The following is a 26,544-nucleotide window of genomic DNA, read 5'->3' on the forward strand; positions in this document are numbered from 1 at the left end:
CGCATTTTCGGCACGCCCGCCCGGGTTCCAAACGCCCGTTTACCATGCCGACCGGCGGGTCGGCGCGGTTGCCTGTGAATCGAAAATAATTCGCGGTCGAATCCGACAGGCGAAAACGGCACTTAGCGGAATGGCGGCGATATCCACAGGATTATCCCTCAAACCACTACATCTAGCGCGGAACACGGGTAGCCGGCACTAGTTATTGACGTCAGAGGCAGCCGGGCGTTAAGGTTCGGGCATCGCTTCGGACGGGTCGGCGCCGGGTCACCATCCCCAGCCCGCACATCGGATCGAACGGTTTCGTGCGCGGTTTGCCGCGACACGGCCGGAGCGGACATCCTGCTTTTCATCCTGACACGGTGCGGCACCTTCCGCACCGGGCGCTTCCACGCGTCCCATGGGGAAATGATTCATGCGGTTCGATCGGCGCTACACCACGGCCGGCCAGTCCCCCTACGCATCCATCGCCTTTCGCGAGGCGGTGAGCGAGATCCGCAACCCGGACGGTTCGGTCGTCTTCCGGCTCGCCGGCATCTCGGTGCCCGAGAGCTGGAGCCAAGTCGCCGCCGACGTGCTGGCGCAGAAGTATTTCCGCAAGGCGGGCGTGCCGGCCCGCCTGAAGAAGGTCGAGGAGAACAGCGTTCCCTCGTTCCTGTGGCGCTCGGTGCCCGACGAGGCCGCTCTGGCCGCGCTGCCGGAGGACGAGCGCTTCGTCTCCGAGATCTCCTCGACCCAGGTGTTCGACCGGCTCGCCGGGTGCTGGACCTACTGGGGCTGGAAGGGCGGCTACTTCTCGTCGGAGGAAGACGCCTCGGCCTTCCAGGACGAGCTGCGCTTCATGCTGGCCCGCCAGATGGTGGCGCCGAACTCGCCGCAATGGTTCAACACCGGCCTGCACTGGGCCTACGGCATCGATGGCCCGAGCCAGGGCCACTATTACTGCGACTACCGCACCGGTGAGCTGACCAAGTCGGCCTCATCCTACGAGCACCCGCAGCCGCATGCCTGCTTCATCCAGGGCGTCCAGGACGACCTCGTCAACGAGGGCGGCATCATGGACCTGTGGGTGCGCGAGGCGCGCCTGTTCAAGTACGGCTCCGGCACCGGCTCCAACTTCTCGATGCTGCGCGCCGAGAACGAGAAGCTCGGCGGCGGCGGCAAGTCGTCGGGCCTGATGTCCTTCCTCAAGATCGGCGACCGGGCTGCGGGCGCGATCAAGTCCGGCGGCACCACGCGGCGCGCCGCCAAGATGGTGATCGTCGACATCGACCATCCGGACATCGAGGCCTTCATCGACTGGAAGGTGAAGGAGGAGCAGAAGGTCGCCGCGCTGGTGACCGGCTCCAAGGTCGTCTCGAAGCACCTCACGGCGGTGATGAAGGCCTGCACCCAGTGCGAGGCGGAGGGCGACGCCTGCTTCGACGCCGAGCGCAACCCGGCGCTCAAGCGCGAGATCAAGGCCGCCCGCAAGGCGATGGTGCCCGACGCCTATATCAAGCGCGTGGTGCAGTTCGCCCGCCAGGGTTTCACCAAGATCGAGTTCCCGGTTTACGACACCGATTGGGATTCGGAGGCCTACCTCACCGTCGCCGGCCAGAACTCCAACAACTCGGTCTCGCTGACCGACGAGTTCCTGCGGGCCGTCGAGGCGGATGAGGATTGGGCGCTCACCGCCCGCACCACCGGCAAGGTCTCCAAGACGGTGAAGGCGCGGGACCTGTGGGAAAAGATCGGCGAGGCCGCCTGGGCGTCGGCCGATCCGGGCCTGCACTTCAACACCACGATGAACGACTGGCACACCTGCCCGACCGGCGGGCGGATCCGGGCCTCGAACCCGTGCTCCGAGTACATGTTCCTCGACGACACCGCTTGCAACCTGGCCTCGGCCAACCTGCTGACGATGTATGACCGTCAGGCCAAGCATTTCGACGTCGAGGCCTTCGAGCATCTCAACCGTCTCTGGACGGTGGTGCTCGAGATCTCGGTGATGATGGCGCAGTTCCCGTCGAAGGAGATCGCCGAGCTTTCCTACAGGTACCGCACGCTCGGTCTCGGCTACGCCAATATCGGCGGCCTGCTGATGACGATGGGTCTGCCCTACGACTCGGACAAGGGCCGGGCCCTCGCCGGCGCCCTCACCGCGATCATGACGGGCGTGGCCTATGCCACCTCCGCCGAGATGGCGGCCGAGCTCGGCACCTTCGAGGCCTATCCCGAGAACAGCGCCCACATGCTGCGGGTGATCCGCAACCATCGCCGCGCCGCCCATGGCGAGGCCGAGGGCTACGAGGGCCTCAACGTCGCCCCGGTGGGCCTCGACCACGCCAACATCCCGCAGGCGGATATCGGCGCCCATGCCCGGGCGGCCTGGGACCGGGCGCTCGCCCTGGGCGAGCAGCACGGCTACCGCAACGCGCAGGCCACCGTGATCGCGCCGACCGGCACGATCGGCCTGGTGATGGATTGCGACACCACCGGCATCGAGCCCGACTTCGCCCTGGTGAAGTTCAAGAAGCTCGCGGGCGGCGGCTACTTCAAGATCATCAACCAAGCCGCGCCCGACGCCCTGCGGGCGCTGGGCTACCGGGAGGCCGAGATCGCCGAGATCGAGGCCTACGCGGTCGGCCACGGCTCGATGGGTCAGGCGCCGGCGATCAACCCTGGCTCCCTGCGGGCCAAGGGTTTCACGGACGACAAGATCGCGGCCATCGAAGCGGGGCTGAAGTCGGCCTTCGACATCAAGTTCGTGTTCAACCGCTGGACGCTCGGCGACGATTTCCTCACCCAGACCCTCAAGGTCCCGGCGGAGAAGCTGGCCGATCCGACCTTCGAGCTGCTGCCCTTCCTCGGCTTCACCAAGAAGGAGATCGAGGCCGCCAACACCCATGTCTGCGGAGCGATGACCCTGGAGGGCGCGCCGTTCCTGAAGCGCGAGCATTACGCGGTGTTCGATTGCGCCAATCCCTGCGGGCGGTTGGGCAAGCGTTACCTCTCGGTCGAGAGCCACATCCGCATGATGGCCGCGGCGCAGCCCTTCATCTCGGGGGCGATCTCCAAGACCATCAACATGCCGAACGACGCCACGGTGGACGACTGCAAGGCCGCCTACCTGATGTCCTGGCGCCTCGCCCTGAAGGCCAACGCGTTGTACCGCGACGGCTCGAAGCTGTCGCAGCCCCTCAACGCGGCGCTGATCTCGGATGACGACGAGGAGGCCGACGACGCGGTCGAGGCGATCATCCAGGCCCCGGCGGCCGCCAAGGCCTCGATCGCAGCCGAGAAGATCGTCGAGCGGGTGATCGAGCGGATCGAGCGCATTCGCTCGCGGGAGAAGATGCCGGACCGGCGGAAGGGCTACACCCAGAAGGCGGTCGTCGGCGGGCACAAGGTCTATCTCCGCACCGGCGAGTACGAGGACGGCCGCCTCGGCGAGATCTTCATCGACATGCACAAGGAGGGCGCGACCTTCCGAAGCCTGATGAACAACTTCGCCATCGCGATCTCGCTCGGCCTGCAATACGGCGTGCCGCTCGAGGAATATGTCGAGGCCTTCACCTTCACCCGCTTCGAGCCCGCGGGCTTCGTGCAGGGCAATGACGCGATCAAGAACGCGACCTCGCTGCTGGACTACGTGTTCCGCGAGCTGGCCGTCTCGTATCTCGGTCGCACCGACCTCGCCCACGTCAATCCGGCCGAGATCGGCGGAACGGTGCTCGGCGGCGGCGAGGGCGACACGACCCGCGAAGCGTCCAAGGCGGCCCCGGCCGCCTCCGCGGTGGTCTCGCGCGGCCTGCTGCGCGGTTCGGCCGACCGGCTCACTCTGATCCAGGGCGGTCCGTCGGGCGCCACCCTCGGCGTCGGCGCGGGCAGCACCGGCCAGACGGCGCCGGCCGGCGGCGCGGTCCACGCCGTGCACGGAGCGACCGCGCTGAAGGCGGAAGTAACTGAGCAAGCGAACGAGAAGGTAGCACTAGGCTTCTTCCATCCATCTGAAGAGCCAAAAGCCCCCTCACTCAATGCCAGGAGAGCAGAGGCTAAACTGAAAGGGTACGTGGGAGAAGCTTGTCCCGAATGCGCCAACTTTACCATGGTTCGGAATGGAACCTGCCTAAAATGCGACACCTGCGGTAGCACCACTGGCTGCTCCTGAGAATAAATATGACGAACTCTCAATTCTCCGACAGATATGTAGAGTTCGTCAGCGAACAACGCATAAAAGAACATGCGCACTCCTGGAGGAGCGCGCATGGTAACCCACTCAGCTGGAAGATAAACGTCGTTGATTTTCTGTTAAACACATTTCAGAAGAGATTCAAAAAACATTTTGAAATCAAGCTTTTTAAGCGCAGCGACAGTAAAGACGCCCCCGCCTATGTTCGTTTCGATCCAATCGAATTGTGGATAGACGAAAATATATGGGCTCTAGCAAAGGCGGGATCAGGCTACTCCGCCTTTGTGATAGCCCATGAAATTGGACATCTAATATTTCATTCAGCCCTACCTAAAGGATTTTCTAGCGATAGATCACATCAGATAAGCTATACAGAGGATGGCCACTCAGCAGAATGGCAAGCAAATACGTTTGCAGGACACTTCCTATTGCCTTCGTTGCTAGTAGAGCAATTTGATAATCCCGAACAAATTATCGAGTGCTGCTCTACCTGGGAAGAGATTGCTCAGAGTCGCTTCGCAGAAGTTCACGATAAAAGGAACGATTTAGCGAGCGTATGGGCCTCTCAACAGACTTGCGCAAACTGCGGAAACTTGGGGCTCGTCAGGGCAGGAACGCTATCTCGCTGCAAGATATGCAAGTCCAGCTATAGCGATTAATTTTTGCATATCAACTCGAAACAAAAGTTATTTCGACGAAGCCTGCCCGGAATGCGCGAACTTCACGCTGGTCCGCAACGGCACCTGCCTGAAATGCGACACCTGCGGCAGCACCACCGGCTGCTCGTAATCCGGCAAGGACGGCTGTGATGAAAGGTTGTGTCCACCTCCATCCAGCCTTGCCTTGATTTGAATAGGTTCCAGGCTGCCCTCGAATGGCAGCCTGGAACGGTGAGGGGAACAAAACATGAAAGCTTAGCCGTCGTGTCCAGGCGAGGCCGGACAGGCATCATTGCTGTTCATGCGACCTTGTTTTTCAGTATTCGATTGCCCGTCGTCTACCGCTGGACCGAGGCGCACGCCGTCGCGGGGCATGCGGGGGCCATGACGCCTGGGGGTGGCTGCCTCAGGTGCGGGCTGGACCGGACGGGGGTACCCCATATCCGGGAAGCGGCTTGGCCCGACGAGCAGGCCGTCGCTGTCGAGGAGCCCGCTTGCGGCGCCCACTATCAGCCGTACGGACCCATCGAGCTCGGGTTCGTCACGTCGCTGGTCGCCCAGCTGGCCCTGGACTGCCTCCTGGGGAAGGTGACCCGTCCGTGCCATAGGGTTCATGCCACGCCGCGTGCTTCGCTCACCGAAACGGGCGGCCGTTGGTCCGACCAGTGGCTCGATCGATACCCTCTGAACGACACCGCGGCGACGGGCAAAGGCCGCCGAGGTGTCGTTTAAACCTCGGTCCCAAACTCCGATTTCCGGCGTTCCCGCTGCCGCAAGACCGCAGGTGCTGGGTATCGTCAATCTGCCGGAGGGCGAGCCCGCATCAGTTCGTTACCTGCCGTGTCGGCAGCCAGACCGTGAAGGCAGAGCCGCGTCCGACCTCGCTCTCGACGGTGATCAGGCCGCAGTAGCGCGCGATCAGCGTGTAGCTGATCGAGAGGCCGAGCCCCGTGCCGCCGTGGGTCCGGGTGGTGAAGAAGGGGTCGAACACTTTTTGCAGCCGGTCGGGCGGGATGCCGACGCCGGTATCCGCGACCTCGATCGCGACGCCGGGAGTGCCGGAGCGGTCCTCGTCCCGCGTCGCCAGCCGGAGCCGACCACCTTCGGGCATCGCGTGGATGGCGTTGACCATCAGGTTGATGACGACCTGTTGCAATTCGGTCCGACTGACCTCGACGGTCCGGTTTGCCGTGTCACCGCTCTCGACCGCGATGTCGGCCCGTTCGAGCAGGTGGCGGACGAGCACGCGGCAGTCGCTCACGACCTCGGCGGGCACCACTGTCTCGACGTAGCCGGCATACTCGTCCGGCCGGGCGAATTGCAGCAGGCGCGTGACGATCATGTTCACGCGGTGGACCTGCTGGTCGATCAGGTCGAATTCGGTCCGCACTTCGTCCGCCGCTGAACCCAGCGCCTCGCGGGCGACTTCGAGGTTGCCCTGGATCACCGCGATCGGATTGTTGATCTCGTGGGCAACGCCGGCGGTGATCTCGCCGATCGAGGCGAGCTTTTCCGACATCACGAGCTGCCGCTGAGTCTCCTCGAGCTGGCGCGTGCGCTCCTCGACGCGGTCGTCGAGTTCGCGCGCGAAGGCGCGCAGCTCCGCGTCGCGGGCCTGGAGGCGGTCGAGCAGCTCGTCGAAGCGGCGCGCCACGATCCCGATCTCGTCGTGGCCGGCGACCGTTCCAGTGCGGGCGCCGAGATCGCCGGCATCGACCGCCGCGATGGTGCGGTTCATGCGTTCCAGCGGCCGGAAGATCGCGCGGGCAGCCGTCAGCAGGAACGGGAGCGTGACGACGGCCGCGACCGCGAAGGTGGCCAGCACGGCCGCCACCATTGCCCAGCGCGCGAGGCGGAACGGCCGTTCGAGGAAGCCGACATAGAGCATGCCGATCCGCCGGCCGGCGCTGTCGGCGATGGGTTCGTAGGCCGAGATGTAGCGATCGTTGACGACGAAGGCGCTGTCGAGCCACGTGCGGCCCTGGCCCAGCACGGCGTCGTGCACCTCCCGCGAGACCCGCGTACCGAGGGCGCGGCGATTGCCGAACAGGCGCACGTTGGTGGCCACGCGCACGTCGTCGAGGAACAGCGTCGCGGTGCCCTGGCCGCCGGCAGGCAAGCCTGCGGGGGCATAGATCAGCTCGTTGAGGGTGTCGACGAAACCGAGATTGCCGTTGAGCAGCGAGCCACCGACGAGGGCGCCGTTGCCGCCGTCGGCCAGCGGCGTGGGGCTCGCCGAATGGATGACGAGGCCGCGCGTCTCGACCGTGCGGTCAGTCTCGGCCGCCGCCGTCGTCGGCACGAGATCGAGGCGCGCCCGCGTCGCCAGGGCTGGGGAGATCGCGGTCATCTCGCCGGCCTCGAACAGGTCGAGGCCAGTCTCGGGCTTGCCGGCGAGCGCGGCGGCAACGACGCGCCAATGCGTCGGGCTCGACGGCTTAGCGCCCACGGGCGAGGCGGCCAGGATCATGCCGTCGGGCGCCGTCAGGTAGAGAAAGTCGAGGCCGAGCGCGCTGCGACGTGCTTCGAGCAGCGCGTCGAGCCCGCCCGTGCGGGCGGCCTCGGCAAAGGCGGCGGATTGGCCGAGTGTGGCGATCTGCTCGTCGCCCCGCTCCATGATGCGGCGCAGGTACTGGCGGGCGATGATCAGGTCGTCGCGCGCTTTCGAGACCAGCAGCGCGTCGAACTCGGCAAGCCACCAGAACAGGGCGAAGCCGAGGACGATCGGCAGCACCGCCACCGTCGGCAGCAGTGCGAGGGCGAGCAGGCGGACGCGGACCGAGCGCAGCCCCCAGCGGCCCATGGAAGGCTCGGAGTTCGGCTCACAGGTCGGCGGACGGCTCGGCATTCCATTCCGCGCATTTACGGTCGAGAGTCTTGCGCGAGACACCGAGCCGGCGCGCGGCTTCCGCCCGATTGCCGTCGCAGGCGGCGAGCACCCGCAGAATGTGGCGCTTCTCGACATCGGCGAGGTCGTCGGTGCGCGGCTCGGCGGGCGCGCTGGAGCCGGGCTCGTCGAAGGTGCCGAGGATCAGGGCCCGCTCGATGCGGTTGCGCAGTTCCCGCGCATTGCCGGGCCACGGATAGGCCTCGAAGCGCTGCAGCACGCTCATGGAAATCGGCAGCGGCGGCAACGCGAGCTGGAGCGAGAGCTGATCCATGAACATCCGCGTGAACGGCTCGATGTCTTCGACCCGCTCGCGCAGGGGCGGCAGGTGGATGCGGACGACGTCGAGCCGGTAGAACAAATCGGCCCGGAACCGGCCATCCGCGACCCGCTCGGGCAGGTCGGCGTTGGTGGCGGCAATCAGGCGCACGTCGATCGGGATCTCGCGGTCCGAGCCGACGGGGCGGACCTTGCGGTCCTCGATCACCCGGAGGAGCTTGGCCTGCATCGCCAGGGGCAATTCGGCGATCTCGTCGAGGAAGAGCGTGCCGCCTTGCGCGTAGAAGAACAATCCCTCGCGGGAGGAAGCGGCGCTGGTGAACGCGCCCTTCACATGGCCGAACAGTTCGCTTTCGATGATGTCGGCGGCGATCGCCCCGCAATTGACCGGCACGAACGGCCGGTCGGCGAAGGGCGACTGCTCGTGGAGCGCGCGCGCCGTGATCTCCTTGGCTGTCCCCGACTCGCCGGTGATCAGGACGGTGCTGCGCGTCGGGGCGGCGCGCAGGACGAGGTCGCGCACCGCCGCCATCTGCGGCGAGGTGCCGACGATGCGCTCGACCGCCTGCGTGCGGGCCGGCACCGTCAGCTGGCGGCGCAGGACGAAGTTCTCCCGCCGCAGGGCCGCGCGGTCGAGGCAGCGCACCACCGCGTTGAGGATCTGCTTGGTTCGGAAAGGCTTCAGCACAAAGTCGGCCGCGCCCGCCCGCACGGCCTCGATCGCGGTTTCGAGATCGGCGAAGGCGGTGATCAGGATCACGTCAGTGAACAGGCCGTCGCAGCGCAGCTCCGCCAGCCAGGCGAGGCCGGTGCGTCCGCCCAGGATGTTGTCGAGGATGATGAGGTCGAAATGGCTCGCCTCGATCAGCCGGCCCGCGGCGACGGTATCGCCGACCGCCTCGACCCGGGCGCAGCGCGGCGCGAGCGTGCGGACGAGGAAGTTGCGCATGCCCAGCTCGTCGTCGACGATGAGGATCTGCGCCGTAGCGAGCCAGGAATCGCCGGCGATCGAGGCATCGTCCGAGGCGGCGGAGCCGTGTGTCATGGAGCCGAGAATCGGTCCGGCAGGAGGGCTGCCGCGAGCGGACTCACAGCGTGAGTCTGCTTAGCGGGAGCCGTTCCGGCTGGCGATGGTCGGGCGCTGCCAGCGATGCCTTAGTTTGACACCAAGCGGACATTCGACCTCTGTCCGCCGGAGGTCCGGATGGGGTGGTGAGCGGCCTCCAACGCGCCACCCGGAACCGGGCATTCACGAGCAGCTCGACGACCGATCGAGGCCCGTCCGAGGCGGTGGCCTTGAAGGCGTCTGTCCCATTTCCGGGCTGATCCGACATCGGATGCGTACGGTCCAGATCCCTGCCCTGGGCCCTAAGCGGCGTGCTCGATCCTGTCTCGAGCCCCGATCGCGACGCCCTCGCCGTGCTGCTTGAGCGGGCGGTTGCCCGAGAGGCGGCGCAGCAGCACGTAGAAGACCGGCGTCAGGAACAGGCCGAAGGCGGTCACGCCGATCATGCCAGAGAACACCGCCACGCCCATGGCGCTGCGCATCTCCGATCCGGCGCCGGTCGCGGTGACGAGCGGCAGCACGCCCATGATGAAGGCCATGGAGGTCATCAGGATCGGGCGCAGCCGCAGGCGGCTCGCCTCGATCGCCGCCTGGACCGGCGAGCGGCCGGCGAACTCCAGCTCGCGGGCGAATTCGACGATCAGGATGGCGTTCTTGGCCGACAGGCCGACCAGCACGATCAGGCCGATCTGCGTGAAGACGTTGTTGTCGCCCGCCGACAGCCAGACCCCGAACATCGCAGCCAGCAGGCCCATCGGTACGATGAGCAGGATCGCGAGCGGGAGCGCCAGGCTCTCATACTGCGCCGCGAGCACGAGGAAGACGAGCAGCAGTGCCAGCGGGAAGACCCAGATTCCGGAATTGCCCGCGATGAACTCCTGATAGGTGAGATCCGTCCACTCGAACGCGAAGCCGCGCGGCAGCGTTTCGGCGGCGATGCGTGCGGCCGCCGCCTGCGCCTGGCCCGAGGAGAAGCCGGGGGCGGCGCCCGCATTGATGTCGGCCGACAGGAAGCCATTGTAGCGCATGGCGCGCTCCGGGCCCGCGGTCTGGCGCACCTGAAGGAGGGCCGACAGCGGCACCATCTCGCCCGATCCGGCGCGCACCTTCAGCTGGCCGATGTCGTCCTGGCGGGCGCGGAACGGCGCGTCGGCCTGGACGCGCACCGAGTAGGTGCGCCCGAACCGGTTGAAGTCGTTGACGTAGAGCGAGCCGAGATAGATCTGCAGCGTGTCGAACACGTCGGTGACCGGGATGCGCAATTGGCGCGCCTTGGTGCGGTCGATGTCGGCGAAGAGCTGCGGCACGTTCATCTGGAAGCTGGAGAACAGCCCGACCAGCTCCGGCGCCTGGGCGGCCTTGGCCATGAACGCCTTGGTCGCCTCGTTCAGCGCCTCATAGCCGAGGCCCGCGCGGTCCTCGATCTGCAGCTTGAAGCCGCCGATGGTGCCGAGCCCGTTGACGGGCGGGGGCGGAAACATCGCGATGAAGGCCTCGGGGATGCCCGCGTACTTCTTGTTGAGCGACATCGCGATGGCGGCGCCGCTCAGCGCCGGGTCCTTCCGCTCCTCGAAAGGCTTCAGCGTCGAGAACACGATTCCCGAGTTCGACGAGTTGGTGAAGCCGTTGATCGACAGCCCGGGGAAGGCGACCGCACTTTCGACGCCGGGTTCCCTCAGGGCGATCTCGCTCATCTGCCGGATCACGTCCTCGGTCCGGTCGAGGGTGGCGCCGTCGGGCAGTTGCGCGAAGCCGACGAGGTACTGCTTGTCCTGGCCCGGCACGAAGCCGCCGGGAATTTTTTGGAACAGTCCCACGGTCACGCCGACGAGGACGAGGTAGAGCACCATCATCGCCCCTTTGCGCGAGACGACCCCGCGCACGCCGTGCCCGTAGGCGTCGGAGGCCCGTCCGAAGGCGCGGTTGAAGCGGTGGAAGAACCAGCCGAGCCCGGCGTCGAGCACGCGGGTCAGCCGGTCCTTCGGGGCGTGGTGGCCGCGCAGGAGCAGCGCCGAGAGGGCGGGCGAGAGGGTGAGCGAGTTGATCGCCGAGATCACCGTCGAGATCGCGATGGTCAGCGCGAACTGCTTGTAGAACTGGCCCGTCAGACCGCTGATGAAGGCCAGCGGCACGAACACCGCCACCAGCACCAGCGCGATGGCGATGATCGGCCCCGAGACCTCGCGCATCGCCTGATAGCTGGCGTCGCGGGGCGATAGGCCCGCCTCGATGTTGCGCTCCACGTTCTCGACCACGACGATGGCGTCGTCGACGACGATGCCAATGGCGAGCACGAGGCCGAACAGGCTCAGCGCGTTGATGGAAAAGCCGAAGGCATGCATCACCGCGAAGGTGCCGACGATGGAGACCGGCACGGCGAGCAGCGGGATGATCGAGGCCCGCCACGTCTGCAGGAACAGGATCACCACCAGCACCACGAGGGCGATGGCTTCGAGCAGCGTGTGGATCACCGCCTCGATCGAAGCGCGCACGAACTGGGTCGGATCGTAGACGATCTGGTAGTCGATGCCTTCCGGCATGTTGCGCTTGATCTCGGCCATGGTCCGGCGCACCTCGTCGGAGATCTGGATCGCGTTCGAGCCGGGTGATTGCGAGATCGGGATCGCCACCGCCGACTTGTTGTCGAGGAGCGAGCGGAGCGCGTAGTCCGAGGCGCCGAGTTCGATCCGGGCGATGTCGCGCAGGCGCGTGATCTCGCCGTTCTCGCCGGTTTTCACGACGATCTCCCCGAACTGCTCCTCGCTGGTGAGGCGCCCTTCGGCGTTGAGCGACAGCTGTAGGTCGAGGCCGGGCACGGCCGGCGAGGCGCCGATGACGCCGGCGGCGGCTTCCACGTTCTGGGCCTGGATCTCGCGCACCACGTCGCCCGCCGACAGGCCGTGCTCGGCGACCCGCTGCGGGTCGAGCCAGATGCGCATGGAATAGTCGCCGGAGCCGAACAGCTGCACCTGGCCGACGCCGTCGAGGCGGGCGAGGCGATCCTTGATGTTCAGGACCGCGTAATTGCGCAGATACGTCATGTCGTAGCGCCCGTCGGGCGAGACGAGGTGCACGACCATGGTGAGGTCGGGCGAGGACTTCACCGTGACGATGCCAAGCTGGCGCACGATCGCCGGCAGCCGCGGCTCGGCCTGCGAGACGCGGTTCTGCACGAGTTGCTGCGCCTTGTCCGGGTCGGTGCCGAGCCGGAAGGTGACGGTCAGGGTCATGATGCCGTCGGTCGTGGCTTGGCTCGACATGTAGAGCATGCCCTCGACGCCGTTGATCTGCTCCTCGATCGGCGTCGCCACGGTCTCGACGATGACCTTCGGGTTGGCGCCGGGGAAGGTCGCGCGCACAACGACCGAGGGCGGCACCACGTCCGGATACTCGGAGATCGGCATCGCGAAGAGCGAGACCAGCCCGCCGATGAAGATCATGACCGAGAGCACGCCCGCGAAGATCGGGCGATCGATGAAGAACTTGGACAGGTTCATGTCGCCCTCCGGGGTCGGGCATCGGGCACGAGGCGTCGGGCGGCCGCCGAAGGGGCGGTCGCGCGGGTCGGATCGGGAGTGGGGGAAAGGACTGGAGGCTACGGCGCTTCGGCGCTGGCGAGCTGGCTGGCGCCGGGCGTGCGCTGGCCCATCGCCACGGCCTCGGGCCGCAGGAGCGTTCCGGGGCGGATGCGCTGCAGGCCGTTGACGACGATGCGCTCGCCGGCCGACAGGCCGGAGGTCACGACGCGCAGTCCCTCGACGGCGCGTCCGAGGGTGACGGCGCGGAACGCGGCGCGGTCGTCCGCTCCGACGACGAGGACGAACTTCTTGTCCTGATCGGTGCCCACCGCCCGCTCGTCCACGAGGATCAGCCGCTCGGGCGCCACTTGGCCGAGCCGCATCCGCGCGAACTGGCCGGGGATGAGGTGCCCGTCGCCGTTGGCGAAGGTGGCGCGCACTCGCACCGTGCCGCTGCGGGCATCGACCCTGTTGTCGATGAACTGGAGATGGCCGCGGGCGCGGGTGCCCGCCGCCGTCACCATCTCGACCGGGATGCGGTCGAGCTTGCCGCGCGTCCCCGCGGGGCCGGCGATGGAGGCGAGCGCCTTGAGGACGACGGTCTCGTCCGCGTCGAAGCTTGCGTAGACCGGATCGACCGAGACGAGGGTGGTGAGCACCGCAGCCCCGGCGCCGGTCGCCACGAGGTTGCCCGGCGTGATCTCGCGGCGGCCGACGCGCCCGCTCACCGCCGCCCGCACCTGCGTGTAGCTCAAGCTGAGCCGGGCCGCCTCCAGGGCCGCCTTCGCCCCGTCGAGGCCGGCCTTCGCCTCCCGGAACGCATTGGCGCGCACGTCGAGGTCGCGCGCAGTGACGATCTGCTGGTCGGACAGCCGGCGCCCGCGATCGAGATCGCTCGCGGTCAGCGCCACGCGCGCCTCGGCACCCGCGACCTGGGCCTCCAGGCGCTGGACCTCCGCGGCGTAGGGCGCCGGATCGATGGTGACGAGAAGGTCACCGGCCTTGACCAGATCGCCCTCGACGAAGTGCGTCGCCTGGATCGCGCCACCGACGCGGGCCCGCACGTCGATGCGCTCGACCGCCTCCAGCCGACCGGAGAACTCGTCCCAGAGAACGACCTCGCGCGGTTCGATCGTAGCGACCGCGGCAGGTGCGGCGGGCTCGGGCTGGGGCGTCGCCGCGACCGCCGGTGTTCCCTTGAGCAGCGGACCGGAGGCGAAGTGGTAGGAGCCACCCGCGAGCAGGGCGAGGGCCAAACCGACTCCGGCGCTGCGCCGGAAGAGGAAACGGGTCAGGGAAGTGTCGCGATGAGGGTCCACGGCCGGCTCCAACATCTGTAGGGTTCACTACACATGTCGGTATGGACGCGGAACGTCAAGAGACTTATCTATCACTCGATACAAAAGTTGGAGCCGGCAGACAATGGCGATGGGACGGCCCCGGTCGTTCGACGCGGACAAGGCCCTCGACGAGGCAATGGAGGTGTTCTGGCGCCACGGCTACGACGGGGCGAGCCTCGCGATGCTGACCAAGGCGATGGGCATCAAGCCGCCGAGCCTCTACGCGGCTTTCGGCAGCAAGGAGGGCCTGCTCAAGGCCGCCCTCGACCGCTACGCGCAGCGCCGCTCGGCGCATATGCACTACGTCCTGGCGGGCCCGACGGCGCGCGAGGTGGCGGTGCGGTTCCTGAGCAGCATCGCCGAGAGCCACACCGATCCGGCCAACCCGCCCGGCTGCCTGCTGGTCCAGGGCGGGCTCGCCTGCGGCGAGGGCTCGGAGAACATCCCGTTCGAGCTGGCCGCGCGGCGCGCCCAGGGCGAGGCGGAGTTGCGCGAGCGCTTCGTCCAGGCCCGGCACGACGGCGATCTCAGCCCGGAGGCCGACCCGGCGGCGCTGGCCCGCTTCCTCTCGACCGTCGCCTCGGGCATGGGCGTCCTGGCCTCTTCCGGCGCCGACCGCGAGGCCCTGCGGGAGGTGGCGCGGGTCTCGCTCAGCGCCTTCCCGAAGCGGGACGCATCGTCCTGAGGGGTCCGCCGATCAGATCGGTTGGCCGAGGATCGTGCGGCGCAGGCGCACCAGTTCGGGGTCGTCGCGGTGGCGCGGGTAGGGCAGATCGACGGGGAGGTCCGCGCGGATCGCCGCCGGGCGGTCGGAGAGCACGATCACCCGCTCGGCCAGCACCAGGGCTTCCTCCACGTCGTGGGTGACGAGGAGAGCGGTGAAGCGTGTCTCCTGCCAGAGCCGCAGGATCTCGGCCTGCAGCGCGAGCCGGGTCAGGGCGTCGAGCTTGCCGAGCGGCTCGTCGAGCAGCAGCAGGCGCGGCGCGTTCACCAGCGCGCGGGCCAGCGCCGCGCGCTGCGCCATGCCGCCGGAGAGCTGGTGGGGAAACACCTCGGCGAAGCCGTCGAGCCCGACGAGGCGCAACGCCGCCTCGACCTTTGCTGCGCGCTCCGGTTTCGCAACGCCGCGGGCCTCAAGCCCGAGCCTCACATTCCCCTGCACCGTCCGCCAGGGATAGAGCGTCGGGTCCTGGAACACGAGGAGGCGCGACGGATCGGGGCCTTCGACCCGCCGTCCATCGACGGCGATGCGGCCCGCCTCCGGCGGCTCCAGCCCGGCGACGAGGCGCAACAGGGTGGACTTGCCGCAGCCGGAGGGGCCGAGCAGGGCCACGAAGCCACCCGGCGCCACGTCGAGCAAGATGCGGTCGAGGACGGGCAGCGCCGTGCCGCGGATGTCGAAGGCGTGCGAGACGGCCTCGACCGCGAGGCGCGATCCGGCCACGGCGGCAATGGGGCGTTCGAGCGTCGCGGCTACCATTGCACCAGCCCCTTCTGCCAGGAGAGCACCCGGTCGCGTAAGCGAAACAGCAGGCTGATGAGGCCCGAGCACATCAGCGCCATCACGATCAGCGCGGCGTAGAGGTTGGCGTAGGCCGCCCAGCCCTGGGCCCATTGCAGGTACCACTCCCGACGACCTTGCCGAACATGCTACGGAGAACGCCGTAGGGGTCGACCGGATAGTGGGCCGACAACGCGAATTCCCTCGTGCTTGCCGATCAGACGCTCGCGAGCGGGGGGCCGCGTGAAGCGTCTGCTCTCGGTTCCGGAACCGATGCTCGGAGCCGTGACGCACCGAATCGACAAGGTGCGTCAGGGCCGCCGGGGCGGTCAGCCCTCGCTTGCGTAGGCTTCGAGTTCCTCCCGCAGATACGCCGCCGTGCGGCTCGCCCGCGCCTTCGCCACCACCTCGGGACGGCCGGCCGCCACAACCATGCCGCCCAGGCCTCCGGCGCCGGGCCCCACATCGATGACGTGATCGGCGCTCGCCACGACGCGCATGTCGTGCTCGACCATGACGACCGTGTTGCCCGCATCGACCAAGCCGTTGAGCTGGAGCATCAGGCGGTCCACGTCGGTCGGGTGCAGCCCGGTCGTCGGCTCGTCGAGGACGTAGAGCGTGCCCCCGCGCTGGCCCCGCTGCAATTCGGTCGCGAGCTTGATGCGCTGGGCCTCGCCGCCGGAGAGTTCGGTCGCGGGCTGGCCCAGGCGCAGGTAGCCGAGGCCGAGATCGCGCAGCACGGCGAGCGGGCGCAGCACGGAGGGCTCGTCCGCGAAGGCCGCGCAGGCGCGCTCGACGGTCAGCCCGAGCACGTCGGCGATCGAGAGCCCGTTCCAGGTCACCTCCAGCGTCTCGGGCGCGTAGCGGGTGCCGTGGCAGGTCGGGCAGGGAGCGTAGACGCTCGGCATGAACAGCAATTCGACGCTGACGAAGCCCTCGCCCTCGCAGGCCGGGCAGCGGCCCTTGGCGACGTTGAAGGAGAAGCGGCCGGCGTCGTAGCGGCGGCGTTGCGCCTCGGGCGTGCCGGCGAACAGCCTGCGCACGGCGTCGAACAGGCCGGTATAGGTCGCGAGGTTCGAGCGCGGCGTGCGCCCGATCGGCTTCTGATCGACCTTCACGAGGCGACGGACGCCCTCCATGCCGCCGACGATGCGCCCCTCGGTCGGGCCCGGCGCCGCGTCGAGCGGATCGTCCGGCTCGTCGTCGGTCTCGACCGGGCGCCCGAGGCGGTCGCCGACGAGTTCGAGCAGGGCTTGGCTGACGAGGCTCGACTTGCCGGAGCCCGAGATGCCGGTCACGGCGGTGAAGCAGCCGAGGGGGAACGCGGCCGAGATCCCGTTCAGGTTGTTGCGGACGATGCCTTCCAAGCGCAGCCAGCCCGAGGGTTCGCGGCGCGGGCGCCGGGGCGGCTCGGCCAGTCCGAACAGGTGCAGCCGCGTGCGCGACGCTTCGATGTCCCGGAGCCCCTCCGGCGGGCCGCTGTAGAGCACGGTGCCGCCGTGCTCGCCCGCGGCCGGGCCGACATCGACAAGCCAGTCGGCCCGGCGCATCGTGCCGATGTCGTGCTCGACGACGAACAGCGAATTGCCCGCGGCGAGGAGCCCGGCCAGCGCATTGTGCATCGCGTCGCCGTCGGCCGGGTGCAGCCCGGCGGTCGGCTCGTCGAGCACGTAGGCCACGCCGAAGAGCTGCGAGCGCAGCTGCGTGGCCAGCCGCAGGCGCTGCAGCTCGCCCGACGACAGGGTCGTGGTGACCCGGTCGAGCGAGAGGTAGCCGAGGCCGAGTTCGGTCAGCGTCCCGATCCGGTCGACGAGGTCGGCAGCTAGCCGCTGGGCGGCGAGGCGCTTCTCGATCGAGAGATTGGGCGTCACGCGCACGTCCGGCGCGCCTTTGTGCGCCGAGGCGCCCGCAGCGGCACGTCGGGCGCGGTCCTGCCGGGCGGCGTCGCGGTCGAGCGTCGTCGGGGTGGTGTCCTCGTCGGGGAGCCGGTCCTCGGCCGCGGGCCGCATCGCCTCCGCCAAGTCGGATAGCGTCATGCGCGATAGCTCGCCGATGTCGTACCCGGCGAAGGTGACCGAGAGCGCCTCGGGCTTCAGGCGCTTGCCATGGCAGGTCGGGCAATCCTCGCTCACGAGATAACGCGCGGCGCGGCGGCGCATGAGCGCACTCTGGGAGGTGGTGAAGGTGCCGAGCACGTGGCGACGGGCGCTCGTGAAGGTGCCCATGTAGCTCGGCTCCAGCCGGCGTCGGCGGGCGGCCTGCGTCTGCGCAGGGGTCAGTCCGGCATAGACCGGCTCCTGCGGCTGCTCGTCGGTGAACAGGATCCAGTCCCGCAGCGCCCGCGGCAGGTCCTTCCAGGGCGTATCGACATCGACGCCGCGGCTGACCAGGATGTCGCGCAGGTTCTGCCCGCCCCAGGCCTGCGGCCAGGCCGCGACCGCCCGCTCGCGGATCGTCAGCGAGGGGTCGGGGACCATCGAGGCTTCCGTCGCCCGATAGATCCGCCCGAGCCCGCCGCAGGACGGGCAGGCGCCCTGCGGCGTGTTGGGCGAGAAGTCTTCCGCGTAGAGCATCGGCTGGCCCGGCGGGTAGGTGCCGGCGCGCGAGTACATCATCCGCACGAGGCTCGACAGGGTGGTGACGCTGCCGACCGAGGAGCGGGCGCTCGGCGTGCCGCGTTGCTGCTGGAGGGCGACCGCGGGGGGAAGCCCCTCGATGGCGTCGACGTCGGGCACGCCGACTTGGTCGATCATTCGCCGTGCGTAGGGTGCGACCGATTCGAAGTAGCGCCTTTGCGCCTCGGCGTAGAGCGTGCCGAAGGCCAACGATGACTTGCCGGAGCCGGAGACGCCCGTGAACACCACGAGGGCGTCGCGCGGCAACTCTACGTCGACATCGCGCAGATTGTGCTCCCTGGCGCCCTTCACCGTGACGAAACCCGGCCGTCCCGCGCCTGATCGAGCGATCCTGACCAATTCCCTAGGCTTCGGCTGGTCCATCAATTTCCTCTCGCCGGGTCCCATCCCGCCAGCGACCGGACGTTGCGCGCAGTCTGCCTGGGCCCGGTCGCTGCTCCTCCATCGGTGTGATCAGCCTCCACATCACCGGATCGTCAATGGGTTTGAGCGAGCCGTGCATGCGGCCCGCTCGAGACACCTGCCCGCTCTATGCCCGGTTCGGCAGGGGCTCCACTCCGAGAGGCCGTCCTGCTCTCGAACGCCGACGAGCGCCACGTTAGAGCGCCATTGAACTCAATTGAGGCCGTCCACCTCAAGCGACGCGTCCGTGTGTCGAGGTAACTCCAGATGGTGTCGGCTGGCCGACGTGGTACCTGGATCGATCCTACGTGTGATACCGGACGGACGAGCCATCAGGGCACAAACCAAAGCATCACCGACCCGCCGGCAACCTGCTGGCGGGTCGCAGGCACGGGTCAGTGCAACAGGATCGCCGCCTTCTGGATGGTGATCAGCACACCGGCTGCGAGCGGCAGGCCGACGGCGGCCCAGGCCAGCACGACGAGAGCCGGCGCGGACGTGCGCTCGGCCATCGGCGTGGCGGCGAGCGCACCCTGCGCCTCGGGGCCGGTGGCCACGGGCGCCGTCTCCTCCGCCATGTAATGCCGGGCCGCCACCGGGCGGATCAGCAGGTTGCAGATCAGGCCCAGCACCAAGAGCCCGGCGAGGATGTGCATGGTCTGATTGTAGGCCTGCGCGTTGGGGAGACCCGCCGCTAGCTGGTATTCGCGCAGATAGTTCACCAGCACCGGGCCGAGGATGCCCGCGGTCGCCCAGGCGGTCAGCAGCCGGCCGTGGATCGCGCCGACCATCTTGGTCCCGAACATGTCGGCGAGGTAGGCCGGCACCGTCGCGAAGCCGCCGCCATACATCGAGATGATGACGCCCATGGCCAGCACGAAGAGCAGCGTCGTGCCAAGCCCCGCCAGCGTCGGCACTGCGGCGTAGAGCACCATGCCGAGCAGGAAGAAGATTGCGAAGGTGAGCTTGCGACCAAGCCGGTCCGAGGAAGTCGCCCAGAGGAAGCGCCCGCCGATGTTGCACAGGCTGAGCAGCCCGGTGAAGCCGGCAGCGATCGCTGCGATCTGCGCCTTCTGCGCGGCGTCGAGCTGACCGAAGGGCACGTCGAGGCCGATGAGACGGCCGCCGAACACCTCCTGCAGCATCGGCGAGGCCATGCCGATGACGCCGATACCAGCCGAGACGTTGAGGCAGAGCGCGGCCCAGATCAGCCAGAATTGCGGCGTGCGCGTCGCGACGCCGAGATCGACGTTGCGCGACGAGACCATCGCGCTTTTGGCGGTCGCGAGCGGGGTCCAGCCCGCGGGCTTCCAGCCCTCCCGCGGCACCCTGTAACCCAGCGCCCCGGCCGTCATGAACACGGCGTAGATGACGGCCATCGCCACGAAGGTCTGCCACACGCCCACCGAAGTCGGGCTCGCGAACTGGCGCATCAGCCAGTCGGCCAGCGGCGCGCCGATCATCGCGCCGCCGCCGAAGCCCATGATCGCCATGCCGGTGGCCATGCCGCGCCGGTCGGGGAACCACTTGATCAGCGTCGAGACCGGCGAGATATACCCGAGCCCGAGACCGATGCCGCCGATCACGCCGGAGCCGAGCCACAGCATCCAGAGCTGGTGCCAGTAGACGCCGAGTGCGGAGATCAGAAGGCCGCCGCACCAGCACAGGGCCGAGACCAGGCCGGCCTTGCGCGGCCCGGCGCGCTCCAGCCAGCCGCCCCAGACCGCCGCGGAGCAGCCGAGCAGCACGAAGAAGAGCGTGTACATCCAGCCGAGCTGGCTGATCTTCCAGTCGCAGTCCGAAGCGACGAGACCGGCGAGGAAGCCCATCTCGGCCGGGCAGGCAACCGGCTGGGTGATGCCGACGGCGCGCGAGAGCGGCAGCCAGAACACGCTGAAGCCGTAGGCCATGCCGATGCAGAGGTGGATCGCCAACGCCGCCGGCGGTACCAGCCAACGATTGAAGCTCGGCGCGGCGACCGTGCGCTCGCGACTGAGAAAGCTTGGGCCCGCTGCGAGACTGACCGACATGTGTCCTCCTGGCGTATGTTCTCGGGTGCGGTCTCTGCCGCATCACGAGACACCCGTCAGCAATGTCCAAGCCAGACTATCAATTCCGATTTTACTGAATGTATCCAATATCTTAAAAGGTTTCGCGAGCCCCTGCTCACGGACATTTTGTCCATCACTAGATGTTGTCCCGGGGTGGGATTTGGACATTTCGACCGCCGACCGTGCCGCCCGGCCGCGTCGGATTCGCGTGCGATCGCTCCGACCAACGGCGTGCGCCTCTCTGGTTCGATCCGCGTGACCATGAAGCCGATGCAACGTCTTGTGACGGTGAGCATGAGGTAGGTCGCAGCCGCGGAGCCCCGGCCCAAGCAGCTCACTGACCCGTAACAGATCGCTGGTCGAGGCCTCAAAATGGATCGGGCCGAAACTGCCGAGCCCGAACCGCCACTTGATGTCGCGCGCGATCTTCGTTGCTCGCGCGAGATCCGACCCCGATCCCAAGCCGACTGCGATCGAACCGGTATCGAACGCAATCTCCTCCGCCACGCGTCCGACCAGTGCAATTTCGAGGATGGCATCGAGTTGCGGCAGTGTCGCATCGCCGCCGATCGCGTGCTCCAGCATCAACTCGCTTCCGCCGTCGTGGATGGAGAGATCGATGTTGGACCCGATGTCGAGCGCGCGGCTGACGACCGCATGACCAACCTCGTGGATCGCGGCGCGGTGACGGGCCCCACCCGTCAGTGGCACGCGCCCCTGCCGGATTTCGGCCAGAATGTCGTCGAGGACGCGTGCGCGCGCCTGCCGCCTTGCCGCGCTTCGGGCACGCCACGCGCTACGACCGCTCGGCGACCAATGATTTTGCCGCCTTTGGCCTCGCCGCAACCGTCAGCGACTGGTTGTGAGTCTGAAGCCTACAGCCCGCGAAACCTGTCATGTAAACAAGCGATGGTCAGTGTCTGTCTCGGCCATACGGACGCTGATGCGTTTTGCGTGATTTTTTAACGGAGGGCGTGCCTTCGGCGATGCAGAATGCCCGCGGCACTCCCTCTCAAGGCCTGCCGCGCAGGGAGGCCGGCTGGCCCGGCAGCGCGAGGCGGAAGCCCGTATCCCGGATCGCATCCCCCTCGATGCGATACACGCCGAGACTGCGATCGGTGTAGTTGCCGATATAGACGTATTCCCCGCTCGGATCGAAGGCGATGCCCTGGACCACGGCACCGGCGGGGGCCTCGCCGAGGAAGCGCAGCCGTCCCTCGGGCCGGATCGCCACCAGCACAGCGGCGCTGCCGGGCGTGTAGGCGGGGCTCGCCTGTGCCGCCGCGGAACCCTTCACGACGGCGATGGCCGCATGACGCCCGTCCGGGCTGATCGCGAGGGTCTCGGCGGTATCGCCGACCCCGAGATGATCGAGCACGACCGGCCGCGCGGGGTCGGCCCGGATCAGCGCGACGGTGTCGGCATGGCCGTCGCTCGGCGCGGGGCCGGTGTTGCCGGAGAGCGCGAAGGCCCCGTCCGGCGTCACCTCCAGGCCGTAGGTGCCAGGCCCCACCGGCATGTCGAGGGCGGGATCGTAGCGCCACTGTCCGTCCGTGAGGGTGAGGACGCCGATCGTGCCGGACTTGTTCTTGGCCACATAGGCGCGCTGCCCATCCGGCGCGAGGGCCACGGCGGCAGCCTCCGCCCCGACATCCACCTCGGCCACGACGCGCACGGTCCGATCACCGATCGCCAGGACCGACACGCTGCGGCCCTCCCGGTTGGCGACTAGCGCGACACCGCCGGCTCTGGCGATCGCCAGCCCCGAGGGCTGCCGGCCGACGCGGATCGTCTCGATCAGCACAGGCGGTTCGGCCGCGAGATCGACCACGTGCAGGCGGTCATCGGCCTGCGCCCACCAGTTCTCGCCCTCCTGCCGCATGGTCACGGGGCTGGTGATCAGGCCGAGGCGGCCGTCCGGTGTGATCTGCAGGTTGGTCGGCGGCCCGTAGACCGAGGTGTCCAGCCCCAGCACGTGGGCGAGACGCGGCCGAGCCGGATCCGAGATGTCGATGACGGCGAGCCCGTCATGCCCGTTCGGCCCGTTCACCGAGCCCTCGCGCCGGAAGAACGTCTTTCCGTCGAGGCCCGCGATCAGGAAGGCCCGCCCCTCCGCGGCCCGGGATTCCCCGGCCAGCAGAAGGACCGAGAGCAGGCCCATGGCCCAGAATCCGCCGCCCCGCATCGCTTCCCCCTGCCGGCCCGCCGGAACAGTCTTCTCCTCATCTTTGTGCCGGCCTGCGGCCCGACCGTCGACCGCCGCGCCTTGCGGCACCGCGACGCCTCAAGGCGCGACGAGTGTCGTGAGCAGATAGCAGCCTGCGGCGATTCCCGCGGCGGCCGGCAGGGTGACCACCCAGGCGATCACGATGTTGCCGGCCACGCCCCAGCGTACCGCCGAGGCGCGCCGCGCCGCGCCGACACCGACGATGGCCCCCGTGATGGTGTGGGTCGTCGAGACCGGCACGCCGAGCCAGGTGGCGAGGAACAGGGTGATGGCGCCGCCGGTCTCGGCGCAGAAGCCCTGCATCGGGTTGAGCCGGGTGATGCGCGAACCCATCGTGTGCACGATGCGCCAGCCGCCCGAGAGGGTGCCTAGTGCCATCGCGGATTGGCAGGCCAGCACCACCCAGAGCGGGACGTGGAAGTCGTTCCCGAGATGCCCCTGCGCGTAGAGCAGCACCGCGATGATGCCCATCGTCTTCTGGGCGTCGTTGCCGCCATGCCCGAGCGAGTAGAGCGAGGCCGAGACGAATTGCAGTCCGCGGAACGTGCGATCCACCCCGAACGGCGTCGCCCGCACGCAGGCCCACGACACGGCGAGAACGAGCAGCAGCGCCAGAATGAAGCCCAGCAGCGGCGAGAGCACGATGGCCGCCACGGTCTTGCCGAGACCGGACCAGACGACGACGCTCGGACCGGCCTTGGTGATGCCGGCGCCGACGAGGCCGCCGATCAGAGCGTGCGAAGAGCTCGACGGAATTCCGAAGATCCAGGTCGCCACGTTCCAGACGATGGCGCCGATCAGCGCGCTGAGGATCACCTGCGGATCGACGATGCCGGCATCGACGATCCCCGTGCCGAGCGTCTGCGCCACGTGCAGGCCGAAGAACAGGAACGCGATGAAGTTGAAGAAGGCTGCCCAGAGCACCGCGTATTGCGGGCGCAGCACGCGGGTCGAGACAATAGTGGCAATGGAGTTCGCCGCGTCGTGCAGGCCGTTGAGGAAATCGAAGAGCAGTGCGATCCCGATGAGGGCGATCAGGTAGGGCAGCGCGAGCGTGGCGGTGTCCATGCGCGTCACACGTTCTCGATCACGATGCCACTGATCTCGTTGGCGACATCTTCGAAGCGATCAACGACGTCCTCCAGATGTCCGTAGATCTCGGCCCCGATGATGTAGGCCATGGCGTCGCCGTCCCCGCCATCCTGGCGATGGGCTTGGTAGAGGCGCTTCAGGCCGCGCTGCTCGAGGTCGTCGGAGCGACCCTCGACTCGGGTGATCGCTTCGGTGATCTGGTTGATGCGGGCCGCGTGGGTGCCGACCGCGCTGAGCAACGGCACCACTTCGACGGTAAGCCGCGCGGCCTCGACGACCGTGCCGCCCATCTCCTGCATCAGCGGATCGAACGACCGCAATTCGTAGAGCTGGATCGCCTTGACCGTCTTATTCATCTGGTCGACGGCATCGTCCATCGACTGGATCAAGTCCTTGATGTCACCGCGGTCGAAGGGGGTGATGAAACTACGGCGCACGGCGAGCAGAACCTCGGCGGTGATCGCGTCGGCCTCGCGTTCCTGTTCGACGACGGTCTGGCAATGGCGCGACACGTCGTTTCCACCCTGCAACACGCCGTGCAGTGCCTCGGCGGCGGCGATCAGGGTGTGAGAGTGACGCTCGAAGAGGTCGAAGAAGCGATCCTCTCGCGGCATCAAAGCGCGAAACCAGCCCAGCATTCCCGACCTGCGCCTCCGGCGACCCTAGGGCCACCATATAGAAGCCGGCTAACGTCGAGCGAGGGGTGGGACTCGGTGCGGCTCCGGTGGCTCCGCAATGCGGAGCCCCCACGATGCCAGGAAGGGGCGAAGCGAAGCCCCGCCGCCCGACCGAAGCTCCGTCGCTCAGGCCGACGGCGCGGTCTCAAGCGGCCTGTCGTCGTGCCGCGATTCCGGCGACCTCGGCAGCGATCTCCGGCAGGGGGGCGAGGCGACCGGTGGCGTGAAGCACGCCCAGGGCGCCGTCGAGGGCACCCGGCGCGAGATCGAGCCCGAGGAAGCGCGCGCGCTCGAACGGGCCGGGCATCGCGAGTTCGGCCACCCGTTCCGGCGCGAAGCCGAAGCGGGCGTAATAGGGCGCATCGCCCACGAGCAGCACGGCGCTGTGGCCGAGATCGGCCGCGCGGGTGAGCGCCGTGCGCATCAGGGCGCCGCCGAGGCCTACGCCCTGGAGAGCCGGATCGACCGCGAGCGGGCCGAGCAGCAAAGCCGGACGGCCGCAGCCGGTCGCGACGTCCCACAGGCGAACGGTGCCGACGAGGGTTTCGCCGCGCGTCGCGGTCAGGGCGAGGCCCTGCGCGGGCAGACGGCCCTCGCGCAGGCGCTGCGAGGTCTTCAGGACGCGTGCCGGGCCGAAGCAGGCATCGAGCAGGCGCTCGCGCGCGGCGACGTCCGAGGCGATCTCATCACGGATCTGGATCATGGCCGTACCCTCCCAAACTCGCCGTTCGGCGGGAAGAAACAGCCCTCGCACCTGCGCGGGGCGCAGGCCGTCCGGGACACGTCGATGGCGCGTCCCGTGGGACGCGCGGGCTTTCTGACGCGGAACGCGTGAACGGAGGCTGAGCGCGGGCTCAGATCACGATCTGCTCGAGGGGCGGGAAGCCGTTGAAGGCCACCGCCGCGTAGGTCGTGGTGTAGGCGCCCGTGCCCTCGATCCACACCTTGTCGCCGATCGAGAGCGAGACCGGCAGCGGGTAGTGATTCTTCTCGTAGAGCACGTCGACCGAGTCGCAGGTCGGACCGGCGACGACGCAGGGGCTCATGCGGTCCTCGTCGTGGTCGGTTCGGATGGCGTAGCGGATCGACTCGTCCATGGTCTCGGCGAGGCCGCCGAACTTGCCGATATCGAGATAGACCCAGCGCACCTCGTCCTCGGCCTCGGACTTCCGGGAGACCAGCACCACCTCCGCCTCGATCAGCCCGGCATTGCCGACCATGCCCCGGCCCGGCTCGATGATGGTCTCGGGAATCCGGTTGCCGAAATGCTTGGTGAGCGCGCGGAAGATCGCGTCGCCGTAGGATTCCACGCCCGGCACCGCCTTGAGGTACTTGGTCGGGAAGCCGCCGCCGAGATTGACCATCGACAGGCTGATGCCGCGGAGCGCGCATTCCTGGAAGATCATCGAGGCGGAGGCGAGCGCCCCGTCCCAGGCTTCCGTGTTGGCCTGCTGCGAGCCGACATGGAACGAGACGCCGTAGGCATGAAGCCCGTGCCGGTGGGCGTGCTCCAGCACGTTCACCGCCATCTCCGGCTCGCAGCCGAACTTGCGCGAGAGGGGCCAATCCGCGCCCGCGCCGTCGCACAGGATGCGGCAGAAGACCTGCACGTCGGCAGCCGTCACGCCGGCCTCACCGGCGGCGCGGACGATCTTCTCCACCTCGGCCTGGCAATCGACGGCGAAGAGCCGGATGCCGAGCTTCAGCGCGCGCACGACGTCGCGCTCCTTCTTGATGGTGTTGCCGAAGGAGATGCGCTCGGCCGTGGCACCGGCGGCGAGCGCCATCTCGATCTCGGCGACCGAGGCGGTGTCGAAGCAGGAGCCCATCTCGGCGAGCAGGCGCAGGACCTCCGGGGCCGGGTTCGCCTTCACGGCGTAGAACACGCGGGTATCCGGCAGGGCGCGGGCGAACTGCGAGAAGTTCTCGCGCACGACCTCAAGGTCGAGCACCATCACCGGACCCTCGTCCCGGCCGAGGTCACGGCGCGCGCGCAGGTAATCGCGGATGCGATCGGTCATCGGTCGTCCCCACC

General features: G+C 68.2%; 16 protein-coding genes and 1 pseudogene. 3 read left to right on the top strand and 14 right to left on the bottom strand.

Annotated elements, in window-relative coordinates:
- The first annotated feature begins 415 nt into the window (after nucleotides 1-415).
- Together MFF26_RS19920 and MFF26_RS19925 are read left to right on the top strand one after the other, a co-directional pair.
- Nucleotides 416-4,153, top strand: a complete 3,738-nt coding sequence (locus tag MFF26_RS19920; RefSeq protein ID WP_137828775.1) for a vitamin B12-dependent ribonucleotide reductase — start codon at nucleotides 416-418, stop codon at nucleotides 4,151-4,153.
- A gap of 8 nt (nucleotides 4,154-4,161) precedes the next feature.
- Complete coding sequence (locus tag MFF26_RS19925) at nucleotides 4,162-4,833, top strand: ImmA/IrrE family metallo-endopeptidase (protein WP_137828776.1); 672 nt, start codon at nucleotides 4,162-4,164, stop codon at nucleotides 4,831-4,833.
- An 823-nt stretch (nucleotides 4,834-5,656) separates the two neighbouring features.
- Here the strand turns inward: MFF26_RS19925 and MFF26_RS19930 are convergent.
- From MFF26_RS19930 to MFF26_RS19945, 4 genes are all read right to left on the bottom strand, one after another.
- Nucleotides 5,657-7,636, bottom strand: coding sequence for a sensor histidine kinase (locus MFF26_RS19930; RefSeq protein ID WP_238308437.1), 1,980 nt, complete (start codon nucleotides 7,634-7,636; stop codon nucleotides 5,657-5,659).
- Between the two features lie 19 nt (nucleotides 7,637-7,655).
- The gene (locus MFF26_RS19935; protein ID WP_137828778.1) at nucleotides 7,656-9,044 is read right to left on the bottom strand and encodes a sigma-54-dependent transcriptional regulator; all 1,389 of its coding nucleotides are present in this window, start codon (nucleotides 9,042-9,044) and stop codon (nucleotides 7,656-7,658) included.
- A gap of 323 nt (nucleotides 9,045-9,367) precedes the next feature.
- Complete coding sequence (locus tag MFF26_RS19940; protein ID WP_238308438.1) at nucleotides 9,368-12,562, bottom strand: efflux RND transporter permease subunit; 3,195 nt, start codon at nucleotides 12,560-12,562, stop codon at nucleotides 9,368-9,370.
- A gap of 98 nt (nucleotides 12,563-12,660) precedes the next feature.
- Nucleotides 12,661-13,917, bottom strand: a complete 1,257-nt coding sequence (locus MFF26_RS19945) for an efflux RND transporter periplasmic adaptor subunit (protein ID WP_238308439.1) — start codon at nucleotides 13,915-13,917, stop codon at nucleotides 12,661-12,663.
- Between the two features lie 88 nt (nucleotides 13,918-14,005).
- On the opposite strand from MFF26_RS19945, the gene MFF26_RS19950 reads away from it, so the two are divergent.
- Complete coding sequence (locus tag MFF26_RS19950; RefSeq protein WP_238308440.1) at nucleotides 14,006-14,608, top strand: TetR/AcrR family transcriptional regulator; 603 nt, start codon at nucleotides 14,006-14,008, stop codon at nucleotides 14,606-14,608.
- Between the two features lie 12 nt (nucleotides 14,609-14,620).
- Here the strand turns inward: MFF26_RS19950 and MFF26_RS19955 are convergent, their stop codons facing one another.
- From MFF26_RS19955 to MFF26_RS20000, 10 genes and pseudogenes are all read right to left on the bottom strand, one after another.
- On the bottom strand, nucleotides 14,621-15,403 hold the full coding sequence (locus MFF26_RS19955; RefSeq protein ID WP_238308441.1) for an ABC transporter ATP-binding protein: 783 nt from the start codon (nucleotides 15,401-15,403) through the stop codon (nucleotides 14,621-14,623).
- A pseudogene (locus MFF26_RS19960) lies at nucleotides 15,397-15,549 on the bottom strand (ABC transporter permease); the annotation flags it as partial. The gene MFF26_RS19955 and the pseudogene MFF26_RS19960, both read right to left, overlap by 7 nt.
- A gap of 204 nt (nucleotides 15,550-15,753) precedes the next feature.
- A complete protein-coding gene (locus tag MFF26_RS19965) occupies nucleotides 15,754-18,423 on the bottom strand; it encodes an excinuclease ABC subunit UvrA (RefSeq protein WP_238308442.1) in 2,670 nt (889 codons plus the stop codon).
- 434 nt (nucleotides 18,424-18,857) lie between these two features.
- Nucleotides 18,858-20,492, bottom strand: coding sequence for an OFA family MFS transporter (locus MFF26_RS19970; protein ID WP_137828784.1), 1,635 nt, complete (start codon nucleotides 20,490-20,492; stop codon nucleotides 18,858-18,860).
- 42 nt (nucleotides 20,493-20,534) lie between these two features.
- Nucleotides 20,535-21,224, bottom strand: a complete 690-nt coding sequence (locus MFF26_RS19975; RefSeq protein WP_171015440.1) for a M41 family metallopeptidase — start codon at nucleotides 21,222-21,224, stop codon at nucleotides 20,535-20,537.
- A 301-nt stretch (nucleotides 21,225-21,525) separates the two neighbouring features.
- A complete protein-coding gene (locus tag MFF26_RS19980; RefSeq protein WP_137828786.1) occupies nucleotides 21,526-22,674 on the bottom strand; it encodes a YncE family protein in 1,149 nt (382 codons plus the stop codon).
- A gap of 123 nt (nucleotides 22,675-22,797) precedes the next feature.
- Nucleotides 22,798-23,808 (bottom strand): inorganic phosphate transporter, encoded by a 1,011-nt coding sequence (locus MFF26_RS19985; RefSeq protein ID WP_137828787.1) that lies wholly within the window; start codon nucleotides 23,806-23,808, stop codon nucleotides 22,798-22,800.
- Between the two features lie 5 nt (nucleotides 23,809-23,813).
- Nucleotides 23,814-24,470 carry a DUF47 domain-containing protein gene (locus MFF26_RS19990; RefSeq protein WP_137828788.1) on the bottom strand — a complete coding sequence of 219 codons (657 nt, stop codon included), beginning with the start codon at nucleotides 24,468-24,470 and terminating at the stop codon, nucleotides 23,814-23,816.
- A 184-nt stretch (nucleotides 24,471-24,654) separates the two neighbouring features.
- Nucleotides 24,655-25,212: a GNAT family N-acetyltransferase gene (locus MFF26_RS19995; protein ID WP_137828789.1), complete on the bottom strand. Its 558-nt coding sequence runs from the start codon at nucleotides 25,210-25,212 to the stop codon at nucleotides 24,655-24,657.
- 151 nt (nucleotides 25,213-25,363) lie between these two features.
- Nucleotides 25,364-26,530, bottom strand: a complete 1,167-nt coding sequence (locus MFF26_RS20000) for a type III PLP-dependent enzyme (RefSeq protein WP_137828790.1) — start codon at nucleotides 26,528-26,530, stop codon at nucleotides 25,364-25,366.
- Nucleotides 26,531-26,544: the final 14 nt, after the last annotated feature.

Source organism: Methylorubrum suomiense (genome assembly GCF_022179765.1).
GTDB lineage: Bacteria > Pseudomonadota > Alphaproteobacteria > Rhizobiales > Beijerinckiaceae > Methylobacterium > Methylobacterium suomiense.